Source organism: Aeromonas sp. R2-4, assembly GCF_040908365.1.
In the GTDB taxonomy this organism is placed as follows: Bacteria; Pseudomonadota; Gammaproteobacteria; order Enterobacterales; family Aeromonadaceae; genus Aeromonas; species Aeromonas veronii.
Genome location: NZ_JBFODO010000052.1, coordinates 26,816 through 47,151, shown reverse-complemented (window position 1 = coordinate 47,151; position 20,336 = coordinate 26,816). Strand labels below are relative to the sequence as shown.

16 protein-coding genes are annotated in these 20,336 nt (G+C 59.8%); 5 read left to right on the top strand and 11 right to left on the bottom strand.

Going from position 1 to position 20,336, the window contains the following annotated elements; all coding sequences use genetic code 11:
- Positions 1 to 45: 45 nt before the first annotated feature.
- Positions 46 to 351, top strand: coding sequence for a hypothetical protein (locus tag AB5Z05_RS19135; RefSeq protein ID WP_368152796.1), 306 nt, complete (start codon positions 46 to 48; stop codon positions 349 to 351).
- A 3-nt stretch (positions 352 to 354) separates the two neighbouring features.
- On the opposite strand, the gene AB5Z05_RS19130 is transcribed toward AB5Z05_RS19135, so the two are convergent.
- Genes AB5Z05_RS19130 through AB5Z05_RS19115 form a run of 4 tightly spaced genes read right to left on the bottom strand, consistent with a single transcriptional unit; the run spans position 355 to position 4,134 of the window.
- A complete protein-coding gene (locus tag AB5Z05_RS19130; protein ID WP_368152795.1) occupies positions 355 to 1,539 on the bottom strand; it encodes an iron-containing alcohol dehydrogenase in 1,185 nt (394 codons plus the stop codon).
- Positions 1,540 to 1,557: 18 nt separating this feature from the next.
- A complete protein-coding gene (locus AB5Z05_RS19125; protein WP_368152794.1) occupies positions 1,558 to 2,076 on the bottom strand; it encodes a hypothetical protein in 519 nt (172 codons plus the stop codon).
- A complete protein-coding gene (locus AB5Z05_RS19120; RefSeq protein ID WP_368152793.1) occupies positions 2,057 to 2,677 on the bottom strand; it encodes a TetR/AcrR family transcriptional regulator in 621 nt (206 codons plus the stop codon). Before AB5Z05_RS19120 ends, AB5Z05_RS19125 begins: the two co-directional genes overlap by 20 nt.
- A gap of 11 nt (positions 2,678 to 2,688) precedes the next feature.
- Positions 2,689 to 4,134 (bottom strand): coniferyl aldehyde dehydrogenase, encoded by a 1,446-nt coding sequence (locus AB5Z05_RS19115; protein WP_368152792.1) that lies wholly within the window; start codon positions 4,132 to 4,134, stop codon positions 2,689 to 2,691.
- 212 nt (positions 4,135 to 4,346) lie between these two features.
- Here AB5Z05_RS19115 and AB5Z05_RS19110 point away from each other — a divergent pair, with 212 nt between their 5' ends.
- From AB5Z05_RS19110 to AB5Z05_RS19100, 3 genes are all read left to right on the top strand, one after another.
- Positions 4,347 to 4,640 carry a hypothetical protein gene (locus tag AB5Z05_RS19110; RefSeq protein ID WP_005353197.1) on the top strand — a complete coding sequence of 98 codons (294 nt, stop codon included), beginning with the start codon at positions 4,347 to 4,349 and terminating at the stop codon, positions 4,638 to 4,640.
- A gap of 219 nt (positions 4,641 to 4,859) precedes the next feature.
- The gene (locus tag AB5Z05_RS19105) at positions 4,860 to 5,828 is read left to right on the top strand and encodes a nucleoside hydrolase (protein ID WP_005337734.1); all 969 of its coding nucleotides are present in this window, start codon (positions 4,860 to 4,862) and stop codon (positions 5,826 to 5,828) included.
- 106 nt (positions 5,829 to 5,934) lie between these two features.
- The gene (locus tag AB5Z05_RS19100) at positions 5,935 to 6,270 is read left to right on the top strand and encodes a DUF3634 family protein (protein ID WP_005353195.1); all 336 of its coding nucleotides are present in this window, start codon (positions 5,935 to 5,937) and stop codon (positions 6,268 to 6,270) included.
- A gap of 88 nt (positions 6,271 to 6,358) precedes the next feature.
- On the opposite strand, the gene AB5Z05_RS19095 is transcribed toward AB5Z05_RS19100, so the two are convergent.
- Both AB5Z05_RS19095 and AB5Z05_RS19090 read right to left on the bottom strand, forming a co-directional pair.
- On the bottom strand, positions 6,359 to 7,564 hold the full coding sequence (locus AB5Z05_RS19095) for a cytochrome c (RefSeq protein WP_279498468.1): 1,206 nt from the start codon (positions 7,562 to 7,564) through the stop codon (positions 6,359 to 6,361).
- Positions 7,561 to 9,486, bottom strand: a complete 1,926-nt coding sequence (locus AB5Z05_RS19090) for an NAD(P)-binding protein (protein ID WP_368152791.1) — start codon at positions 9,484 to 9,486, stop codon at positions 7,561 to 7,563. Before AB5Z05_RS19090 ends, AB5Z05_RS19095 begins: the two co-directional genes overlap by 4 nt.
- A gap of 367 nt (positions 9,487 to 9,853) precedes the next feature.
- Here AB5Z05_RS19090 and AB5Z05_RS19085 point away from each other — a divergent pair, with 367 nt between their 5' ends.
- A complete protein-coding gene (locus AB5Z05_RS19085; RefSeq protein WP_005337730.1) occupies positions 9,854 to 10,228 on the top strand; it encodes a DUF805 domain-containing protein in 375 nt (124 codons plus the stop codon).
- An 81-nt stretch (positions 10,229 to 10,309) separates the two neighbouring features.
- Here AB5Z05_RS19085 and AB5Z05_RS19080 read toward each other — a convergent pair whose 3' ends face one another.
- The 5 genes from AB5Z05_RS19080 to AB5Z05_RS19060 form a co-directional block, all read right to left on the bottom strand.
- Positions 10,310 to 11,413, bottom strand: coding sequence for an ElyC/SanA/YdcF family protein (locus tag AB5Z05_RS19080; RefSeq protein WP_368152790.1), 1,104 nt, complete (start codon positions 11,411 to 11,413; stop codon positions 10,310 to 10,312).
- A 299-nt stretch (positions 11,414 to 11,712) separates the two neighbouring features.
- Positions 11,713 to 12,465 carry a DNA/RNA non-specific endonuclease gene (locus AB5Z05_RS19075; protein ID WP_368152788.1) on the bottom strand — a complete coding sequence of 251 codons (753 nt, stop codon included), beginning with the start codon at positions 12,463 to 12,465 and terminating at the stop codon, positions 11,713 to 11,715.
- A gap of 233 nt (positions 12,466 to 12,698) precedes the next feature.
- Positions 12,699 to 14,591 (bottom strand): PTS fructose transporter subunit EIIC, encoded by a 1,893-nt coding sequence (locus AB5Z05_RS19070; protein WP_368152786.1) that lies wholly within the window; start codon positions 14,589 to 14,591, stop codon positions 12,699 to 12,701.
- A 442-nt stretch (positions 14,592 to 15,033) separates the two neighbouring features.
- Positions 15,034 to 17,472 carry a GH92 family glycosyl hydrolase gene (locus AB5Z05_RS19065; protein WP_368152785.1) on the bottom strand — a complete coding sequence of 813 codons (2,439 nt, stop codon included), beginning with the start codon at positions 17,470 to 17,472 and terminating at the stop codon, positions 15,034 to 15,036.
- A gap of 306 nt (positions 17,473 to 17,778) precedes the next feature.
- On the bottom strand, positions 17,779 to 20,301 hold the full coding sequence (locus AB5Z05_RS19060; protein ID WP_368152783.1) for a GH92 family glycosyl hydrolase: 2,523 nt from the start codon (positions 20,299 to 20,301) through the stop codon (positions 17,779 to 17,781).
- Between the last annotated feature and the right edge of the window lie 35 nt (positions 20,302 to 20,336).

Here is a 20,336-nt window from a genome sequence, read left to right as displayed (position 1 = left end):
TGGCAATAATCAGCAAGTTCGGAAGAGGTAAGAATGGACACGGTAATGTTGAAAGTTACCCGGAAGGTGTTGGCTCAAAGTCAGAACAGCCCAGATCAGCGGCAGATTGCGATTTCTGATGCATCCAACCATGAACTCAAGGCTCAGTTTGACACGGCAGGTAAAAATAGAAAAATTCGGCTGTTGTTGGCCAAGAGAATCTCATTGTGGATGGGGGATACGGGGACTATTTGGTATAGCCACAACCACGCGAGCAAAAAGAACCAAGAGGATTTTGATCAACTCTTTTCATTGTTGGCGCACCATCCTGATGCGCCATTCCAGTTTATTTGTGAGGTTGCGGCCGATTAGCCACTAGGCCCAGGCCCGCTCCAGCAGGGTAAGTAACTGCTCACGGTCGGCGTCCTTGCGATTGAACAGCAGGGCACCGTCGTTGACCGCCAGATCGCGGATCTCGGTCAGTAGCGAGCGATCGCTTACCCCAGCCTCGCTCATGGTGCGCGGCAGCTTGACCGCTTGCCACAAGGTGTCGCGCAGGGTGCGAATGGCTGTGATGGTCGCCTCCGCCCGCTGATGGGCCGGGGTGGCAGCAAAGCGCTCTGCCCCCACCAGCGGCAACAGCAGCCGGGCCAACTCGCTATCCACCTCGGGGCGGTTGTAGTCGAGCACGGTCGGCAAAAAGAGGTTCATGCACAGCCCGTGGGGCAGATGGCAGCGGGCTCCCAGACTGTGGCCGAGGGCGTGCACCAGCCCCACCATGGAGTTGGAAAAAGCCATGCCAGCCAGCGTGGAGCCTTCCGCCAGTTGCAGCCGCAGCTGCTTGTTTTGCGGGTCGTGGATGATTTGCGGCAGGGCGCTGGCGATCTTCTCCACTGCCATCAGGGCCAGCGCATCGCTCACCGGGTTCTTGGCGGTGCCGATAAAGGCTTCGATGGCGTGGGTCATGGCGTCCATGGCGGTAGCGGCAGTGATATTGAGGGGCAGCCCCTGGGTCAGGCGCGGGTCGAGCACCGCCAGTTGGGGCAGCAGGAAGGGGGAGGTGAAGGGCACCTTGCGCCCGCTCGCCTCATCCTTGATCACCGCCACCAGAGTCACCTCTGATCCTGTGCCCGCCGTGGTGGGCACCACCGCCAGCGGCTTGAGGGGACGGGTCAGGCAACCGGCGCCCGAGTAGTCGAGCAGATGATCCCCCCCCATGGAAGTGAGAATGTTGACTGCCTTGGCGGTGTCGATGACAGAGCCGCCCCCCAGCGCCACCAGACTGTCGCAGTCGAGCTCGCGATAGCGTTTGGCGATCCGCTCCACCACGGCGGTGGAAGAGTCGGCCGGGATCTCGTCCCAGATGGCGGCGACCGGCAGTTGCCCCTCGGCCAGCACATTGGCCAGCAGGGTGGCAAGGCCGGTGGCATTGACCCCCTTGTCGGTCAGCAGCAGCGGGCGACGGGCCCCGAGGCTGGTCAGCTCGCTGGCCAGTTGCTCCAGCGCCTGTTCACCGGCCAGCAGTTTGACCGGGCAGAAGAAATCGTAATAGCGGCTCATTTCAAGGCTCCTTGCGCGTTAGCCGGTCACCAGACCCAGATAGATGTTGCAGGCCCGGCCGATCTTGTTGGTCGGGGCGGGATAGTGGCGCAGCAGAGGCCGCGCGATAAAGGCGGGCAGGATCAGGGACTGCAACTGCTCAAGCCCCCGCACCAGATGCATGGCAACGGTCAGGTCTCCCTCCACCAGCAGCCGGTTTTCGCCAAATGCCTGATTGACCCCGAGCCGAAAACTCAGGGCGCGAAAGGCGATATTGGGATGCTTGAAGCGCACCCGCAGCGGATGGATGGTGGCATGGGGGGCGGCTGGCGCATCGGGATACCAGCGGCCACTCTGCTTGTGCATGTTCATGGCGTAGCCGATGCCGCCCACTTCGAGGCGAATAGCCAGCCCGTCCGGCAACGGCGCCAATTCGCGGCGTACCGCCTCATCGGTGCGGGCGGCGCGGCAGAGGGTACGACCCACCACCCAGAGCAGTGTGGTGATCCAGAGGCGGCGGCCAAGGGCTGCCGCAGGTTCAAACATCCGTGTTTGCATGAGGATTGGCTCCTGAGATGGCTGACCAGAAGAGGGCGAACGCACTGGCTTGCCAGTAGTCGTCCTGTCCCAGCTCCGGTTGATCGACAAACAGTGATGCGCAGGCGAGGAACTGGCCCTGACACACCTCCAGCAACAGTGGCGCGGGAGCCTGCATCAGCTCGCCGCTGGCCTGCCCCTTTGCCAGCAGAGCAGGCAGAAAGCGCAGGGCATCGTTCAGGATCTGGCTGCGGGCCGGTCTGGCCAGCAGCGGAGAGTGAAAGAAGCCCAGCACGAATTTGAGCTCATTGGGATGCGCGAGCATCCACCCCATCGCCAGCTGCCAGTAGTGGCGGGTTTGGTCGTACAGCGGCAGGGTGGGATCTGCTTCATGGATGGCGCTCCCCATCCGGGTCTTTACATCCTGATAGAGGGCGAGGATCAGTGCCTCCTTGCTCGGAAAGTGGTGGAACAGAGTGCCGTTGGCCACCCCGGCCGCCTTGGCGATACGGGCGGTGGCGGCCCCCTGCAGGCCATCTTCGGCGCAGAGGGCGAGAGCGGCATCCAGGATCTGGCGGCGCTTGTCGGTCATGGTTTGTGGCTGCGGGATAGCCTGGTTCATGGGCATCTCCATCAGCGCAGGAAGAAGGCCATCATCAGCTTCTGGATCCAGTTGTGGTAGGGGGGATGGATCAGGGAGCCGGTGGTGAACTTGCCGCGGGTCAGCACGGTTTTTGCCTTGGAGAAGGTGAGGAACCCCTCGTGGCCGTGGTAGTGGCCCATACCGGAGGCGCCGATGCCGCCGAACGGCACATCGTCGGCCGCCACTTGAAACAGGCTTTCGTTGATCGCCATGCCGCCGGAGTGGGTCTCGCGGGTCACTCGCGCCTGCAGCTCGGGGTCGAAGCTCATCAGATAGAGGGCCAGCGGGCGGGGCCGCTCGGCCACATAGGCGAGTGCCTCCTCCAGGGTGTCGTAGGGGATGAGCGGCAGCAGCGGGCCAAAGATCTCCTGCTGCATCACCTGACACTGACCCGGCACCCCGGTCAGCAGGTAGGGCACCAGCAGGCGACGCTGGTCATCGCGGGCCGGGCTGCCACAGGGGTGGAGCTGGGCACCCGCCTGCTCGGCTTCATCGAGCCAGCTGACGAGACGTTGATACTGGCGGTCGTTGATGATGGCGCCGTAGTCGGCGCTATTGAGCCCCTGCGGGTAGAGCTTGCTGAAGTGGCGGCGATAGGCGGCGATAAAGTTATCCACCTCGCTGCGGGGCAGCAGCACATAGTCGGGGGCGACGCAGATCTGTCCGGCGTTGAGGCTCTTGCCGAAGATCATCCGTTCGACCGCGGTGGCGACCGGCATGTCGGGGGCGATGAGACAGGGGCTCTTGCCACCCAGCTCAAGGGTGAGCGGGGTGAGCTGGGGCGCGGCGGCAGCCATCACCAGCTTGCCCACCATGGTGGAGCCGGTAAAGAGCAGGTGATCGAACGGCAGTGAGCTGAACGCCGCCGCCATCTGGGCATCCCCCTCGATGATGGCGATCTCGTTTTCGTCAAACACGCTGGTGAGCATGGTGCGCAGCACGGCGTTGGTATGAGGGGTGAACTCGGAGAGTTTCAGCATCGCCCGGTTGCCCGCCGCGATGGCGGTGATGAGAGGGCCGAGGCTCAGCATCACCGGAAAGTTCCACGGCACGATAATGCCGACTACCCCGAGTGGCTGGAAGTGCACCTCTACTTTGGCGGGGGCCAGCAGCAGGCCGGTGTGGCGGCGGTGGGGCTGCATCCAGCGTTTGAGCCGCTTCTGGGTGTAGTTGATCTGCATGATGCAGGGCAGCACATCGGCAATCAGGCTGTCGTAGTGGCTGCGCTGGCCATAATCTGCTGCCAGCGCCTTGCACAGCTGCCCCTTGTGGGCGAGCAATGCCTGTTTGAGTTTGGTCAGCTGCGCCCGGCGCTCGGCCAAGGTAGGCATGGGATGAGCCAGACTCGCCCGCTTGAGCCGTGTCAGCTGATCCGGCAGGGACAATTTGATGGCGAGGATATCCTCAGGAGTGTGTTGAAGCTGCGCCGCACCCATGTTGTTCTCCGCATGAAAAATGACCGACTGATTAGTCGGTCTAAATCTAGCTGTTTGTTACCGGAATGTAAAGCTGGCAAGCTGTCTGCCGTTCACCGCGAGCTGGACGCAAGAGAGAACTGTGTGTCTCCCCACACTTTTGTGGTTTGCTCGTTGGTGACTTATCTAATAAGGGGTAGTTTTTGGCTATTAACCTACACGGAGAGAGCACTATGACCAGGGAACTGAACAGCTTGTTGGCCCGGCTTGAAGATGTGGTTGAGCGGATGCCGGATTGCTTCAACACCTACGAATTCGCCCAGAAGCTGGCACTGCAATATCAGCCGGAGTTCTTTGCTGCGGGCCACTCTCTGGCCGAGCACGAGGGCAAGGTACTGCGGGTGCTGCACCAGAAGATCGCCGAAGCGCTGGCAGGCAGCGAGATGGTGATTGAAGGGGCGCTGCTCCCCTGCGTCACTCCTTGGGGGGAGAAGGCGACCTCACCACGCTGGCATCGCAAGCACTGAGGATCCGGTCAGGCAGTTCACTGCCAGATAGCAGATAGCGAACAACGATAAAGGGCGCGGCGCTGGCAACAGGGCCGCGTTTTTTTATGCAGATTGTCGCCAGCAGCGCCCCCGCTGCCGGGAGCAAAGGCCCGGTCTGTGATCCCATGCCGGGATACGGGGCCGTCAGCCGGGTAGACTCTCCCTTTTGTCGCAGGGTTTGTCACCTAGGAATTTCTCATGACCCATAAAATCATTCTGGATACCGACCCGGGTATCGACGATGCCATGGCCATCCTGTTTGCCGAGGCCCACCCCGCCATCGAGCTGCTCGCCATCACCACTGTTTTTGGTAACGCCACCATCGACAATGGCACCCGCAACGCCCTCTGGCTCAAGCAGAAGTACGGCATGAAGGCGGATGTGGCCAAAGGCGCTGCCGCCCCGCTGCTGCGCGAGCCGGTCGGCCCCACCACCATAGTCCACGGCCCGAGCGGCTTTGGCGACATGGAGGCGGGGGAGGTGACTATCGCTCCGGATCCCCGCCCCGCCTGGCAGTACATAGTCGAGGCGGTGAAAGCCGCGCCGGGGGAGATCACCCTAGTCACTATCGGCCCACTGACCAATCTGGCGCTGGCGCTACAACAGGCCCCCGAGATTGTCTCGCTGGTGAAACAGGTAGTAGTGATGGGCGGCGCCTTTGGCGTCAACGGCCATCGTGGCAACGTCACCCCCTATGCCGAGGCCAATATCCACGACGATCCCGATGCCGCCGACCGGGTCTTTACCGCCGATTGGCCGGTAGTGATCATCGGGCTTGATGTGACTCAGCAGAGCTTCTTCAGCAGCGCCTATCTGGATGAGCTCAGGGACAAGGCGGGGGAGCCGGGCCGCTTCCTGTGGGATGTCAGCCGCTTCTACCTGCGCTTCTACTCCGAGAAGCTGGGGCTCTCCGGTTGCCATGTCCACGACCCGTCCGCCATCGCCTATGTGATTGATCCGACCCTCTTTACCCTGCGGGAAGGGCCGGTGCGGGTGATTACCAGCGGCCCGGCCATCGGCCACACCCTGCAAAAGTTCGATGGCAAACGCCACTCCCACGATGACTGGGCAGCCTATCGTCCGCAGCAGGTCGGGGTGGCGGTGCGCGATGAAGCCTTGCTGGCGCTCTATCGCGAGACGCTGGTGGGCTGGGGCAAGGATTGCTGAGCAAAGAGGCGCTATTACGTTGAGGCGGGGGCTGTGATCGGCGCCAAACAATCGGAACGCTCGGCCGCTTATACTGCCTGATATCAAGAGCTTGGGAGGGATGAAGATGGCCTGGATTTCCTTGATAGTGGCGATAGCCCTGATCTGGTGGTTGATGAAGCTGGGACGTGGCGCCCTGTTCGAGATCCGCCTTGCACCCGGCAAGGTAGTGGTCAAGCAGGGCAAGGTGTCACCCGCCTTTATTGAGCATGCCAAGCAGATCCTGCGCCACGACACGGTGCGCGGTCGCATTGTGGGGCAGCGTGATGGCGATGGCGTCAAGCTGATCTTCTCCCGCTCCATCCCCGAGCCGGTGGCCCAGCGTTTTCGCAATATCTTCCCCTATGGCGATTACCGCCAGCCAACGGCGCCGCTGCCGGGGCCAAAATCCCGCAAGGGATAAGCACCGGAACCTGGTTCATCAATAGCAAACGGGCCTCCAGTGGAGGCCCGTTTTTTATGGCACTTGGCCAAGCGAGAGCGGCTTGCCCTTACTCCTCGCCGTGCAGCTCGCGCTGGGTCTTGACCGCCGCCGCCTTGACGGCGGTGCCTTCATTGCCCCAGGAGGCGCGCAGGGTGTTGACCAGCTCGGCGAGCCGCTCATCATCCATGGTCCAGCCATAGCCCGGCATGTGGTAACCCAGATGGCCGTGGGTGACCGGTGTTTCGGCGCCGTGCAGCAGCACATTGATCAGGCTCGACGGATCGCTCGCCAGCACGGTGCGGTTGTTGACCAGCGAGGGGATGACGTGGTCATTGCCCTGGCCGTTGACCCCGTGACAGGTGGAGCAGTACATGGCGTAGTCCGCCTTGCCGCTGGCACTGGCGTAGGCGCGGGCCCCTTTCTCCGCCACCGGTTCATCTTTCAGGTCGGTGAGATAGGTGGCGATGCTGGCCAGATCGGCGTCGCTGAAATACTGGCTGCTGTGGGTGATCACTTCCCCCATGGGGCCCGCGACCGCTTCATGCTGGCTACGGCCGGTTTTCAGCAGATCGATCAGCGCCTGCTTGCTGTAACGGCTGCCGCGAATATCGGGGGCATACCAGCCATCCAGCGCCGCCCCGCTCAGGTAGACGGGATCCGCCTCGGTCAGCGCTTTCTCCTGCATGCCAAGCCCGCGCGGAGTGTGGCAGCTGCCGCAGTGGCCGGCACCCTGCACCAGATAGGCGCCGCGGTTCCACTCTTCGCTCTTGCCCGCCACCGGGGTGAAACGGCTGTCATCGTGATAGACCCAGTTCCAGCCCATCAGCGGCCAGCGCATGTTGAGGGGCCAGGGGATGTCACTTTCCTTGTTGGCGATGGCCAGCGGCTGTACCTCCTTCATCAGGTAGTGATAGAGATCTTCGAGATCCTTATCGCTCATCTTGGCGTAGGCGGTGTAGGGCATGGCCGGATAGAGGCGATGCCCATCGCGGGCCACCCCTTCACGCATCACCTTGATGAACTCCGGCAGGCTGTAGTTGCCGATACCGTGGGTCTTGTCGGGGGTGATGTTGGTGGCAAATACGGTGCCGATGGGGGTCGGGAACCCTTTGCCGCCCGCCAGCGGCTTGCTGGTTTCGCTGGTGTGGCAGGCAGCGCAATCGCCGAGCTTGGCCACGTATTCGCCTGCCGACATGGCGGGGGCCGCGTTGGCGGCAAGGGCGGGCAGGGCCAGCAGCAGGGCGCTGGCGGTCAGTGACAGGGCGCGGCTCATTGGGCACCTCCCTTGCTCATGGCTACCAGCTCGTTGACGGCGCGCCACGCTTCGTCGATGGCGGCGTGGGCGTAGGGGCTCCAGCCCGCATCCGAGTTGGCGATGGTGATGTTGCCGATCGGCTGGCGACCCAGTTCAATCCATTTTTCGCACTGCGCTTCGTCATCAAACAGGGTGTTGGTGACATAGGAGTAGCCGTGAGACCAGCGGTTGACCGTGATGGCGAGGATGTCCTGCTCATGGTTGAAACCGGCGCTGCCGAGCATCCCCTGCAACTGCTCGCGGATCATCTGCTCATGCTGCTCGAACGGCATGCCGAGGAGCATGGCGCGCCCCTTGCGGGACTGTTCGCGTGCCGAGAGGCCGCTGCCCGGCAGGGTCGGCACATAGACCATGTGCAGGCACATCGGCTGATCCGGGCTCTTGGGATGCTCGTAGCCACCCATGCTGACCGGATAGTCGAGCTTGACCCGGCTGTAGGGTGCGGCGGGGGAGTAGACCTCGTGTACCCCCAGCTTGACGAAGGCTTGCCAGTTCTTGATCACCACCTTGGTGTAGACCAGTGGCGCCTTGGCATTCTGGCGCAGCGCCTCCTTCTGGGGCTCCGGCATCTCGGGCACCATGTAGGGGATCATCATGTTGTAGCCAGCCATGATCGACTGCTTGGCCCGCACCCGGTGCAGTTTCCCCTCCTTGATGTAGGTGACATCCACCGCCAGCTTGCCGTCGGCGAGGCGCACGTTTTTGGCCTGCAACGCCGTGCTGCCAAGGCGCAGTTGCACCTTGTGCTCCGGCAGGTCGAGCTTGCTGTAGTCAAACTTGGCCAGCACCACATCCTGCATGGTGTGACCCGGCGCCACCTGCGGAATGAGCTTGCGTACCATCAGGCGGGTGAGACCGGCGTTGCCATCGGGGAAGTGGAAGATGTAGGGGTCGTCCAGCTCCGCCTGCTCCTCGGCATCTAGCGGCGTCAGATTGAGGCCGTCGAACCCCGGCAATGCGCAGAGGCGCGCATCGGCGCAGGCGGTGGCGTCGATGCCGACCGCCTGGAAGTCGTTGGTGCGCTGCTGGAAGTAAGTGATCGCCCGCTCGCTCAGGCCCACTTTATCGCGCAGGAAGGTGGTGTAGCTGTTGCGGGTCACCCACTCGTCCTGCTGCTCGCGGGTCATGCCGCTCAGGTAGTCGATCTTCGATTCGTGCAGGGCCAACAGGGCGGCCTTGTCGGCATCATCGAGGGGGAAGTCACCGATAAACTCTGCCAGCGGCCGGCCGTTCAGGCGATCGCGGGGGATATCGTCCGCCACGTTGTGGCCCGGATCCCCGTTCACTATCTTGTTGACGCCAAAGTGTTTCTCGTCGAAATAGACGCCGCGGCTCAGTCCCAGATCCGGATAGAAGGTCTGCTGGAAACCGGCGGCCAGCTCGTCGATGTTGACCTCCAGCGCCTTGAGCAGACCGAGCGCCACCGGGCTGTAAACCGAGCGCGGTGATTGCAGGGATTCACTGCCGCCGTAACCCAGACGCAGGCCATCGGGGGTGGTGAACTCGTTGCGCTTGGCGTGGCCACCGAAGTCATCGTGGTTGTCGAGCAGCAGGATCTTCTTATCCGCGCCGAGCAGTTGCTGATAGAAGCAGGCAGCGGCCAGACCGCTGATCCCGGCGCCGACGATCACCAGATCGTACTCCCCCTCAAGGGGAATATTGGCAAAATCATACTGCTTGCCATCACGGGCGATGCTGTGGGCCGGTTCGAAAGAGCCCGGGTGGTTACCGCGCAGGCCGGTGAGGGCAGGCGGGTAGGCCAGGGTTTTATCCGCCAGCGTGCTGCCGCCTTCGGCAGCCTTGAGCAGATTGATGGGGGCGACGCCTGCCGCAATGGTGATGGCAACGCCGTTGAGAAAATCTCTGCGTGTAATACTCATGGCTATCCCTGTGTTAGGAGAAGTAATGAATAAGTGGATTCATTATGGGAGGGAGACACAGATCCTGTTCAGGATTGGGCGCCGAATCTACCGCTATCCTCACGCTGAGTCCATACGATTGCTAATGGATTATTAAGCACCATTTTCCTGCTTGTGACGAGAGTGATGCGCTGATGGGGGGGATTTGCCCTGTTGCAGGGCAAATTATCTTCCGGCTCGGTCGGTCAATGATTGCCGCCGCTGATTAGTTTGGGAGGCGTTCGGGCATCATTGTCGACTCGGGGGGATGATCGCGCTAAGCTCTTAACTACTTGTTTTATCGACTCTCTTTTTTATTCATAGGCATAAAGGCCACTCAGGAGGCGCAATGAACTGGTATATCTCGGTCCTCAAGCAATATGCGGTATTCAGCGGGCGGGCCCGTCGCACCGAATACTGGATGTTCGTGCTGTGCAACGTCATCGTCATGTTGCTGCTCGGCATGGTGGACAAGTTGATCGGCGGCGACAATGAGCTGATCAGCTCCATCTATTCGCTGGCGGTGCTGCTGCCATCGCTGGCGGTGGCGGCCCGTCGCCTGCACGATACCGACCGCAGCGCTTGGTGGCTGCTGCTCGGGCTTATCCCCATTATCGGCACCCTGGTGCTTATCTATTTTATGGTTTGCAACGGCCAGCAGGGGCCAAACCGCTTCGGTGACGATCCCAAAGCGGCCCCCTCGCAGGGCTTTATCGTCAGCTAACGGGCGCGGCTTGGCCAATCATCGGTCAATAAAAGAGAGGGAGGCATCACGCCTCCCTCTCTTTTTCGTTTTGATGGCCGATCAACGCTCAATCAGCGGGGCGGAGCGGTAGCTCCACATGCCGTAGGTGCGCAGGGCGTCGCGGTAGATGCTGAGCAGCTCGCTCTCGCTCGGGGTGGCCAGCTCCTCGAGGGGCTTGTCGGGGTAGCTGACGCTCGCCACCTTGATGTTGGCCGGGCCAATCTGGTCGCAGGCGATTTCCAGCACCGTCTGACCGCGGCGTACATGGCTGGCTGAGCTCACCAGCACCGCATAGTCAATCTGGTGGCGGGCGAGGGCATAGGCGCTGTAGAGGGCGTTGTCCACCGTGCTGGTGGCGTAGTTCTCTTCAATCAGGCGGCTGCGGTCGATGCCGTGGTTGGCCAGCCAGTCAGCCATCAGCTTGCCCTCGGTCTGGCGGTTCTGGGGCACGCCGCCGGTCAGGATGAGCAGCGCTTCCGGGTCGGCTTTGGCCAGCTCAAGGGTGGTTTGCAGACGGCCCAGCAGGATCTTGTCCATGCTGCCGTCGGGATTGAGGGCGTAGCCCAGGGTAACGATGGCGCGTTTGCCCTCTTGGGTGGCCTTGACCTGATCCCCGGTCAGTTCGGTCTGCAGCGGGGCGGCGGTGATCCGCTGCACCCGGGCGATGATCTCCTCCAGATCGGCGGCGCGGCCACTGTTGCGATCCGCCACTTTCGCCAGATAGCTGCGGGAAGCCTCCTTGTTACCCTTCACCAACTGCCAGATGGCAAGATAGCTGTTGATGTCGAGATCATCGGGAGCGACGGCTTGCGCCTGCTCCAGCAAGGTGATGGCGCGGCTCAGGTTGCTGTTGTAGATCTGGGCGTTGGCCGCCGAGATGAGCAGGTCGGTGCGGTAGGGTTCAAGCTGGTAGGCGGCCAGCAGCCGCTCGGTCACCAGCTCCATATTGCTCGGCATCTTGGCGGTAAAACCGGCGTGGGAGATCTTGGCTGGCGACTTGTAGATCTGCAGCGCTTCGCCGAGCAGCATGTCCACCGCCTGGCGTTTGCTGACCAGGGTATTGAGGTCGTGCTCCATCTGCATTGAGCTCTCGGCCGCTTGCAGGGCGAGGGGGGAGAGCGCCAGCAGGCCGCCGAGGGTGAGGGCAAGAAGGGTCTGTTTCATCAAAAGGTCCTCTGTCGGGCTGAATCGCGCCGTGGGCTCCGGTTTGCGGGCCGATGGGATAAGGCAAATGTGCGTCAATTCAGTCTGTTAGTGCCAAAGAGAGGGCAATATACCAGTTAACGGTGCGGCAAACTGTGAGTCGGGGCGAGTCGTCGGGTGATGCCACACCTGTGGCCGCAAAAATGGCCGCAACGGATCAGCTGCCATCTGAAAAGGGCAGGGGGAGCGTGACTCCCCCTCCCTCTGTTGCGATGCAAGACAGATGGCGTCTCAATCCATCTGTTGGCGAGTGTTCGCGCTCAGTTCCACATCGGGGAGACGCGGGCTTCCAGCGTCTCTTGCTGCTCTTCGGGCATATCGCTGAAGAAGTTGAGCTGGGTCTGCTCCTCCACCTCGCGTACCGAGACCCGGTAGTCGGCGATCTGGCTGATGGGCACCTCTTCCTGCGGCATGATAAAGGCGATGGCCTGCAGTCTGGCCGGATCCATCACGATCTTGTAGTAGGCGCTCGGGATCGCCACACCCTGACCGATGGACTCTTCAGAGCCGGTAAAGATGGGGCCGGTGATCACCTGCACATCCTTGTGGGAGACCGCCCACTTGTTCACCTTGTCCTCCAGCACGCGCCACGCCTTCTGGTTGAGCACCCCGATCTGCGGTGTCATGTTGCTCAGCAGGAAGCTCTCTTTTATGGTGTTCTTGTTCGATTTCATGTCTCCCGCCGGGGCCTGATGGCCACGATCGTAGCCCGAGCCCTTGTAGTCGGAGAGGGTGGCGCGGTAGGCGACCGGGATCTCCCTGTCCTCGGCGAAGGCATCCTTGCGAGGCACTGTGCCCTGTGCGCTCTGGGCGGTCATCCGGTAGGAGACCCAGTCCGCCACCTTGTAGTCGTAGTTGTAGCCGACCGCATACCCTTCACGGCAGAGCTTCTGATCCGATTCGGAGGGCAGACCAAAGCGCACGTGCTCGCCACACGTCCAGTGGGCTGCCAGCAAGGGGGTGGCAGTGAGGGTGAGGGTAACAGCCAGAACCAATTTATTGATTTTTATCATTTTTGTGATGCTCCAGTTTAGTAGGCGGAGCCATTTGACATGAGATCTGACCAGCGCTTCAATTGCTGTTTTTTTACACGTCACCGTTCTGTGACGGCTCGCCAAGATCCGTGATGTGACTGGTTAATATGTTTTAAATCAGTGGCTTGGTCGGTGGGATGATATGCGGTTGCTCGGCAGGCAACGAAAAGGGGCCCGTGATGGGCCCCTTGTACTGGTTGGTCTGACTGCTATCAGGCGGCGTTTGCCTTGTTGCCCAGCGTGCGGGCCAGCAGTGCTTCCGGATTGTGAATCGCCTCCTTGGTCTTCACATCGATGACCTCGATATTGGTGAAGCGCTCGCGGTTCTTGATGGCCACATCGTGGGCGAAGATGACGCAGCGGGCGTTGGCGACATCCTTGGCGGTAATGCGGTTGATGATGCCGTTGGCGCCCTGGGTCTCGACCTTGATCTTGATCCCCTGCTTGGCGGCGGCCTTCTGCAGGCTCTTGGCGGCCAGGAAGGTGTGGGCAACGCCAGACGGGCAGGCAGTGATGGCCAGTACGTCCGCTTCCCCTTCCGCTTCAATGACTTCGAAGCTGGTTTGGGTGGTAGTGACGTCATCTTCTTCGCTCACCGGCTTCTTCAGCAGGTTGACGATGATGGCAGTGGTCAGAGCGCCGAGGATGGTGCCGAGGATATAGCCCATCTTGCCTTCAACAACCGGCAGGACAATCCAGCCACCCCAGGGGGCGTGGTTGATACTGTGCATCATAAAGCCGGTGATGTTGCCGACGATACCGCCTGCGACGATGGCCGGGATAACACGCATGGGGTCAGCAGCAGCGAACGGGATAGCACCTTCACTGATACCGATCATGCCCATGATGGCGGCCGCTTTACCGGATTCACGCTCTTCTTTCTTGTAACGCTTCGGAGACATAAAGGTCGCCAGTGCCATACCGAGCGGCGGCACACAGATGGCGATACCGACGCCGCCCATCAGCCAGGGCTGGGTGTTGACCTGAGTCTGGGCAAACAGGGTCGCAACCTTGTTGACCGGGCCGCCCATATCGAAGGCGGTCATACCACCGAGAATGGCACCCAGCATCACTTTACCTGAGCCCGCCATGCTGGAGAGCCAGTGGTTCATCCCCTCCATCATGGCGGCGATCGGGGCTCCGATCCCCCACATCACGATGCCGCACACCAGAAAGGTGCCGATCAGCGGATAGATGAAGATGGAACCAAGGGAGGTCATGGAGTCAGGCAGCTTGATCCGTTTGAGCTGATTGACCACGAAACCTGCGATAAAGCCCACCAGAATGGCGCCGAGGAAACCGGTTTGATAGTGCTGAACGGCAATCCAGGAGCCGATCATGCCCGGGGCCAGGCCCGGCTTGTCAGCCAGCGAGTAGGCGATGTAGCCACCCAGTACAGCGGTAAACAGGGTCAGACCGGCGATACCCATAGTCGCCATGTCTTTGAGGAAGCCCGCTTCCGGCACGGCACCCTTGCCGCTCATCATCACCGACAGGGAGAGCAGCACACCGCCCGCCACGATGAAGGGGATCATGTGGGAGGTACCAAACAGCAGGTGCTGCTTCATGGTATTGAGGCGATCCTTGAAGGTGCGATCGGTGGGTTCAACCGGAGCAGAGGCCTCCGGTTTGGCGGCTGGCGCCGGTTTTTCCATTTTCGGGCCCTGTTTGAGCAGGGTCAGCGCTTGCTCAACGGTAGTGGCCGCTTTCATCTGCTCGATAAAGCCCGGCTCCAGCAGACGGGTAGAGAGTTCGGCCAGCACTTCGATGTGGTGGTTGGCGCCGCCATCCGGGGAGGCGATCATGAAGATCAGCTGGGTCGGCTTGCCATCTTCGGCGCCGTACTCGATACCCTGACGGCTGACACCGATGGCAATGGCCGGACGGCTGACCGCCTTGCTCTTGGCGTGGGGCAGGGCGACACCCTGCTCGAAGCCGGTGCAGTCCAGCTGCTCGCGGGCCCAGATATCCTTGACGAATTGCTGTTGATCAGACACGGCGCCATCGCGCGCCAGCATCTGTGCCATCTCGTCGAACAGAGCCTCCTTGCTGGTGGCCTTCAACTCCAGGCAGATGAGTCTGCCGTTGGTCATGGTGGGTAACATCTCACTCTCCTTCCCTGTAAGGGCTAAGTCATGCGTTGCGAATTGGGCTCATTATTGCCCTCAAGGGTAGGGTTGGACAGGCGATGAATGTAGCAATAACTGGATTTTTGTTGCATTGTTTTGCTGGTGTGATCCAGCTCGCAAATTGTTGTTCTTTAACTCAATAGCTGTTTTTGTTTAATTAATGGCAGGCTGTGACAGCGGTCAAGGTATGACAGAAAAACCCTTGTAATGGGATTTACAGCCATTTTTTGCGGTTTATTGCCCGATTTAAGGCAGATTTTAGAAAAACGGGTTAATGGCTGAACCAGGGCTTTCCACTGGAAAATAAAATGGCCCAGCGCTGATTGGATTTTATCAATCCATCTGGCGTGGGCCGTCGGGTATCACAAAGTGACATTTTCGGGTTGCGTGCTGAATGTCACTTCAATGCTATCGATCGTTACTTTTGTGGCGGGGTATCGCCCATCACGAAGTGGAGGTTGCCCCCCTGTACAAACTCCTTGTGCTCGAAGAAGAGACCATCCTTGAGCGGTTTGCCATTGATGGTGACCGACTGGACATAGCGGTTCTTGGCGCTGTTGTTATCGGCGATGATGGTGAAGGTTCCCCCCTTGACCGGGATGGTCGCTTTGGCAAATAGCGGGCGGCCAATGGTGTAGACGGGATCTGCCGCATTCACCTGATAGAAGCCAAGTGCTGACATCACATACCAGGCTGACATGGAGCCCACATCCTCGTTGCCTATGATGCCTGCCGGGGTGTTCGAGTACATGGTGTCGAGGATGTAGTCGACTGTTTCCTGAGTTTTCCACGGCTCCGATGTCCAGTTGTAGAGGTAGGGGATATGGTGGGAGGGTTCATTCCCGAAGGCCACCTGACCCATCATCCCGGTCATGTCAGCGGTCTCCGACCCCTGACTCTCGGCGGCAAAGGTGGCGTCCAGATTCTGCTTGAAGGCCTCTTCTCCGCCCATCGCGGTTTTCAGACCCTTGATGTCATGGGGCACAAACCAGGTCCACTGCCAGGCGTTGCCCTCGGTATAGTTGCCAGTCTCATGTTCGGTGCCATAGGGATCAAACGGCGTCATGAAGGAGCCATCGATCATCACCGGACGCATGAAACCGGTCACCCCGTACTGGGCGTATTCGGTCGCATTGTGGTCGAAGTAGCGCTGATAGCCGTTAGAACGGGCCAGATAGCGCGCTTCGGCCGCTGGGTTGCCGGCCGCCTTGGCGATCTGGGCGATGGCCCAGTCATAGAAGGCGTTCTCCAGACCGTAGGAGACCGACTCGAGGGTGTAGTCAGCGAAAACGGGCTGACCGTCGATCCGCTGCACTGCCGGGGCAAAGCCGTTCTTTTCGATGTAATCGATGTGGTTGGTCAGGGTCTTGTCCAGCACCGCCTTGTCCCACTCGGTCGCCAGCATGGGGTAGTTGGTATAGGTGGAGGAGTCGATGGCGGCCGTGAGCGCCAGATTTTTCTCCTGCGCAGTGAAGGCATCGGGGTATTTGGTGATGGCGTCGGCAATCACCACCACCGCCGGATAGCCCACCATGGTGCCTGTCTCATCCCCCAGATGCTCCCACTTGGGCAGCAGGCCGCTCTCCAGATACTTCTGGAGCAGGTTCTTGGCATATTGCACGGCGCGGGTGGGTTCGGTGATGGTTTTGAGCGGGTGCAGCGCTCGCTGGGTATCCCACAGTGAGTAGACCGAGAAGTTGGGCTGATCTTCGCTTGCCTGGCCATAGTGGATGGAGTAGCTGCCTTCCCCCTTGGCCTGCACCCCTTTGCCCATGCCGCGGTAGTTGCCATCCACATCCTGATGGACGATGGGGGCGATCTTGGTGTGGTAGAGGGCGGTGTAGAAGATCTCGTTTTGCTCCTTGCTACCCCCCTCGATGGTGAAATTGAGAGCGTTGGCCCACTTCTCGCGGGCGTTGGCGCGGGCCTCGTCAAACGAAACATCCCCTTCGGCCTGGTAGTTGTTCCGTGCGCCGATGGCATCGACTGCCGAGAGGGCGACTTTGGCGTTCAGTTGGGCGGAACCGCCCTCTTCAAATTCGACGTAGGCGGTGACATCCGCTTTGGATTTGGCCTTGTGCTCGGCGATCAAGCCCTCTACCGGCACACCACCAGCGAGGATGTAGACCCCTTTGATCTTCTTGTCGAAGGTCGCATGGAAGAAGATCTTCTGGTTTTTCGCCCAGCCGGAGAAGTGGGTGGCATCCCGCTCGCCGGTGATGGTGTAGCCATCTTCGCTGACAGTGAGCTTGTTGCGAAGCGAACTCGATCCCCAGTCGCTGTTGAGGATCGAATTCAAGTCGATCTTCAGTCGTTGTGGTTGGCCCTGCGGATAGGTGTAGCGGTGAAAGCCCACCCGCTCGGAGGCGGTCAACTCGGCCTTGATGCCATTTTCGGCGATACGCACCGCATAGTAGCCAGGCTCGGCCTGCTCGGATTTTTTGTCCATTTTGACCGAGATGGCCTTGCGGTAATCATTGTTCGGCTCGATGTATTTGGCCTTATCTTCGGTAAAGGGTAGGAACAGAATATCCCCGAGCCCCCCCATGCCGGTGCCGGAGAGATGGGTGTGGGAAAAACCGAACAGGGTGTCTTTGTCGAAGTGATAGCCGGAGGAGGAGTGCCACCCTATCAGTTCGGTATCCGGCGAGAGTTGCACCATGCCTTCCGGTACCACGGGGCCGGGAAAAGTGTGACCGTTAAAGCCAGTGCCAACAAATGGATTCACGTATTGCAACACATTGGTTGGCGTTGGCTTTTGCTCGTCGTTATCGGTGCTGCTGTTATCTGAATCGCAGCCGGATAACATGGCCAGGGTGTTGGTCAGGGTAATAGCCAGAATATTTCTCTTGAACATATGGAACGGCTCCATCGTGTAGGGGGTGAGCAGTCAGAATTTATTTTTTGATGCCGGAGTGGTGCCTGAGAAATATCAAGGCTCGGCGCTGTCAATCCCGGCGAGCGCTATTATTCCCATGGCTTCTGTTTCATCGACAGAGTAAAAAAGTGTCATTCACTAGACTTTTGTGACAAGGCTGTCTGTTTGTGATCCGCATATCATGTGATGCAGCACGTCATATTTTTTGAGTGTTCTTGTGAATCGACCAAAAAAGAGGCCCAAAGGAAGCTTTGGGCCTAAACATATATTGGCAATCAATGATGGTTATTTATTATCTGAGCGGGTCGGTTTTTGCGCCGTCATGATAAATTTCAACTCACCGCCTGCCCGAATATCGCTGTGGTTGAACGTCAGGTTTTCCCCCAACGGTTTGCCATTGATGGTGACGGATTCCACATAGATATTTTGGGGGCCATTGTTCTCGGCGCTCACGGTGAATTTCCCGCCATCGATATCCATCGTCACCTTGTCAAACAGTGGCCGACCTATGGTGTAGACCGGGAGCCCCGGCGTGACCTGATAGAAGCCGAGGGCGCTCATGATGTACCAGGCCGACATTTGCCCCACGTCCTCATTGCCAATCAGCCCGGTGGTGGTCGGGTGGAAGAAGCTGCGCACCGCCTGATCCACATACTCCTGGGTTTTCCACGGCTCCTTGGTCCAGTTATAGAGGTAGGGGACATGGTGATCCGGCTCGTTACCCATCACGAACTGCCCGATATAGCCGGTCATGTCCCCTTGCGAGGTATCGGCGTTGGAGTTTGCGGTGAAGAGGGCATCCAGATTTTTCCGGAATCCCTCCTCGCCCCCCATCGCCTCTTTGAGCCCCTCGATATCGTGGGGAACAAACCAGCTCCACTGCCAGGTGTTGCCTTCGGTAAAGTCCTGCCCCCGGTGCTCGGCACGATAGGGCCAGAAGGTGTCATAACGGCTGCTGTCGTTGATGTCGCAATTTTGTGGTGGCGTGATCGGGTCGCCGTTTTTGTCGATGGCGCAGGAGGGGTAGTTGTTGACCCAGCTGCCATCGTAATTTTTGGGGCGCATAAAGCCGGTCGCGCCATATTTGCCATATTGTGCCGGGTTGTAGTCAAAATAGGCGCGCCAGGTGGTGGCCCGGGCCAGATAGCGGTTCTCGGCGGATTTGTCGCCAGCCAGGCGAGCAAGCTGGGCGATGCACCAGTCATAGTAGGCATTCTCGACGCCGTAGGAGACGGACTCGTTGACCAGCTCATCGTACTTGTCCTGCGCCATGCCCCCCTCTTTTGGCTTGAGTTTGACGTTGGCGGGGACATAGCCGTGCTGCTCGGCATACTGGCCGTGACGGGTCATCACGGTGAAGCGCTTGTCGCCGTTCCAGGGATCCTGATAGGGCACCCAGGATTTGGTCAATTCGAGGTCAAAGTTGGCGGAGACGTTGGCCGCCTGCAGCGCCAGCTTTATCTCTTCTGGTGAAAACTCACCCGGGTATTTGACGATGACGTCGGCGATGATGGAGACCGCCGGATAGCCGACCATCTCGCCGGTATAGTCGGAGTGCAGCTCCCATTTGGGCATGATGCCGCCGGTTTTATATTTGTTGAGCAGGTCGTGCACATAGTTGATGGCACGATCTTTTTCGATGATGGTCTTCAACGGGTGGGCGGCGCGGAAGGTGTCCCACATGGAGTAGACCGAGTAGTTGGTAAAGCCCGGCTTGGCCTGATGCACCTTGCCATCCATTCCGCGATAGTGGCCATCCACATCCTGATAGACGAAAGGGGCTATGTAGGTGCGATAGAGGGAGGTGTAAAAGAGCGTCTTGTCGGCATCACTCCCCCCCTCCAGGGTGAACTTATTGAGCACTTTCGCCCATGCCTGCTTGTTCTCCTGCACCACCTGATCGAAGCGGTAGCCATGTTCATCGGCGCGCAGGTTGGCCATGGCCCCCTCAATGCCGGTGCCCGAGATCGCCATCTTCATGGTGATGGGCCGTTCCCCTTTGGCAAAGTTGAGTTGGGTCACCACATCCCGTACCCGGGGTCTGGTTTCGCCATACCCGATGTAATCGGCCAACCCCACCTCTGTGTCGTTGCTCAATTTGCCATCGACATAGAGGATCTGATCCACAAACGGCTCGGAAAACTCGGTGTAGAAAAAGACCGTCTGCCACTGCCCCCACTCGTTGCTGGTTCTGGCTCCGGCAATGGCGTTGTCGCTCACCCGCCTGAAGTAAATATTGCGGGAGTGGTTGCCATACTGCTCCAGCAGCTCGTGCTGCAGATCGAGCTGGACTTTACGATCTTCACCCGCCGGATAGCTGTAACGGTGGAAGGCGACCCGCTGGGTGGCAGTGAGTTCGGCCTTGATGCCGGTCTCCACCAGATCCGCTTTGTAATAGCCTACTTCCGACTGTTCGCTCGTCTTGTTGATGGTGACCGGGTCGGTATTGCTGCCGGTGAAGGGCAAGAAGGCGAAATCATTGAGATCCCCCTTGCCTGCCCCCGAGATATGGGTGCTGCTGAAGCCGGAAAGCTTGGCCAGATGGTGGTGATAGTCGGAAGGGGATCCCTTGCCATTCCAGTTGGCCGGATTCCAGTTGTCCGGGCCCGGCTGGATCATCCCTTCCGGCATGACAGGGGCCGGATTGACATTGCCCAGCCCATCGGTGCCGATCAGCGGATCGACATATTGCAGCACCTGCAGGGCATTGTCGGGGCGGCCATTGTCAGTAGTCTCATCGTTTGTGTTGCAGCCATAGAGGCCAAGCAGGGCTGTCACCATGATGGCCAGCTTGTGGGGTTTGAACATCGTAGTTCCTCAAATTCCGGAGATGAACAAGCGGC

Excerpts from the sequence above, each read along its gene's own strand:
- AB5Z05_RS19060 (WP_368152783.1), bottom strand. The coding sequence starts at position 20,301 with ATGTTCAAACCCCACAAGCTGGCCATCATGGTGACAGCCCTGCTTGGC.
- AB5Z05_RS19065 (WP_368152785.1), bottom strand. The coding sequence starts at position 17,472 with ATGTTCAAGAGAAATATTCTGGCTATTACCCTGACCAACACCCTGGCC.
- AB5Z05_RS19115 (WP_368152792.1), bottom strand. The coding sequence starts at position 4,134 with ATGGGTGCGGCGCAGCTTCAACACACTCCTGAGGATATCCTCGCCATC.
- AB5Z05_RS19075 (WP_368152788.1), bottom strand. The coding sequence starts at position 12,465 with ATGATAAAAATCAATAAATTGGTTCTGGCTGTTACCCTCACCCTCACT.
- AB5Z05_RS19105 (WP_005337734.1), top strand. The coding sequence starts at position 4,860 with ATGACCCATAAAATCATTCTGGATACCGACCCGGGTATCGACGATGCC.
- AB5Z05_RS19120 (WP_368152793.1), bottom strand. The coding sequence starts at position 2,677 with ATGAACCAGGCTATCCCGCAGCCACAAACCATGACCGACAAGCGCCGC.
- AB5Z05_RS19070 (WP_368152786.1), bottom strand. The coding sequence starts at position 14,591 with ATGTTACCCACCATGACCAACGGCAGACTCATCTGCCTGGAGTTGAAG.
- AB5Z05_RS19110 (WP_005353197.1), top strand. The coding sequence starts at position 4,347 with ATGACCAGGGAACTGAACAGCTTGTTGGCCCGGCTTGAAGATGTGGTT.
- AB5Z05_RS19130 (WP_368152795.1), bottom strand. The coding sequence starts at position 1,539 with ATGAGCCGCTATTACGATTTCTTCTGCCCGGTCAAACTGCTGGCCGGT.
- AB5Z05_RS19100 (WP_005353195.1), top strand. The coding sequence starts at position 5,935 with ATGGCCTGGATTTCCTTGATAGTGGCGATAGCCCTGATCTGGTGGTTG.
- AB5Z05_RS19085 (WP_005337730.1), top strand. The coding sequence starts at position 9,854 with ATGAACTGGTATATCTCGGTCCTCAAGCAATATGCGGTATTCAGCGGG.
- AB5Z05_RS19080 (WP_368152790.1), bottom strand. The coding sequence starts at position 11,413 with ATGAAACAGACCCTTCTTGCCCTCACCCTCGGCGGCCTGCTGGCGCTC.
- AB5Z05_RS19090 (WP_368152791.1), bottom strand. The coding sequence starts at position 9,486 with ATGAGTATTACACGCAGAGATTTTCTCAACGGCGTTGCCATCACCATT.
- AB5Z05_RS19125 (WP_368152794.1), bottom strand. The coding sequence starts at position 2,076 with ATGCAAACACGGATGTTTGAACCTGCGGCAGCCCTTGGCCGCCGCCTC.
- AB5Z05_RS19095 (WP_279498468.1), bottom strand. The coding sequence starts at position 7,564 with ATGAGCCGCGCCCTGTCACTGACCGCCAGCGCCCTGCTGCTGGCCCTG.
- AB5Z05_RS19135 (WP_368152796.1), top strand. The coding sequence starts at position 46 with ATGTTGAAAGTTACCCGGAAGGTGTTGGCTCAAAGTCAGAACAGCCCA.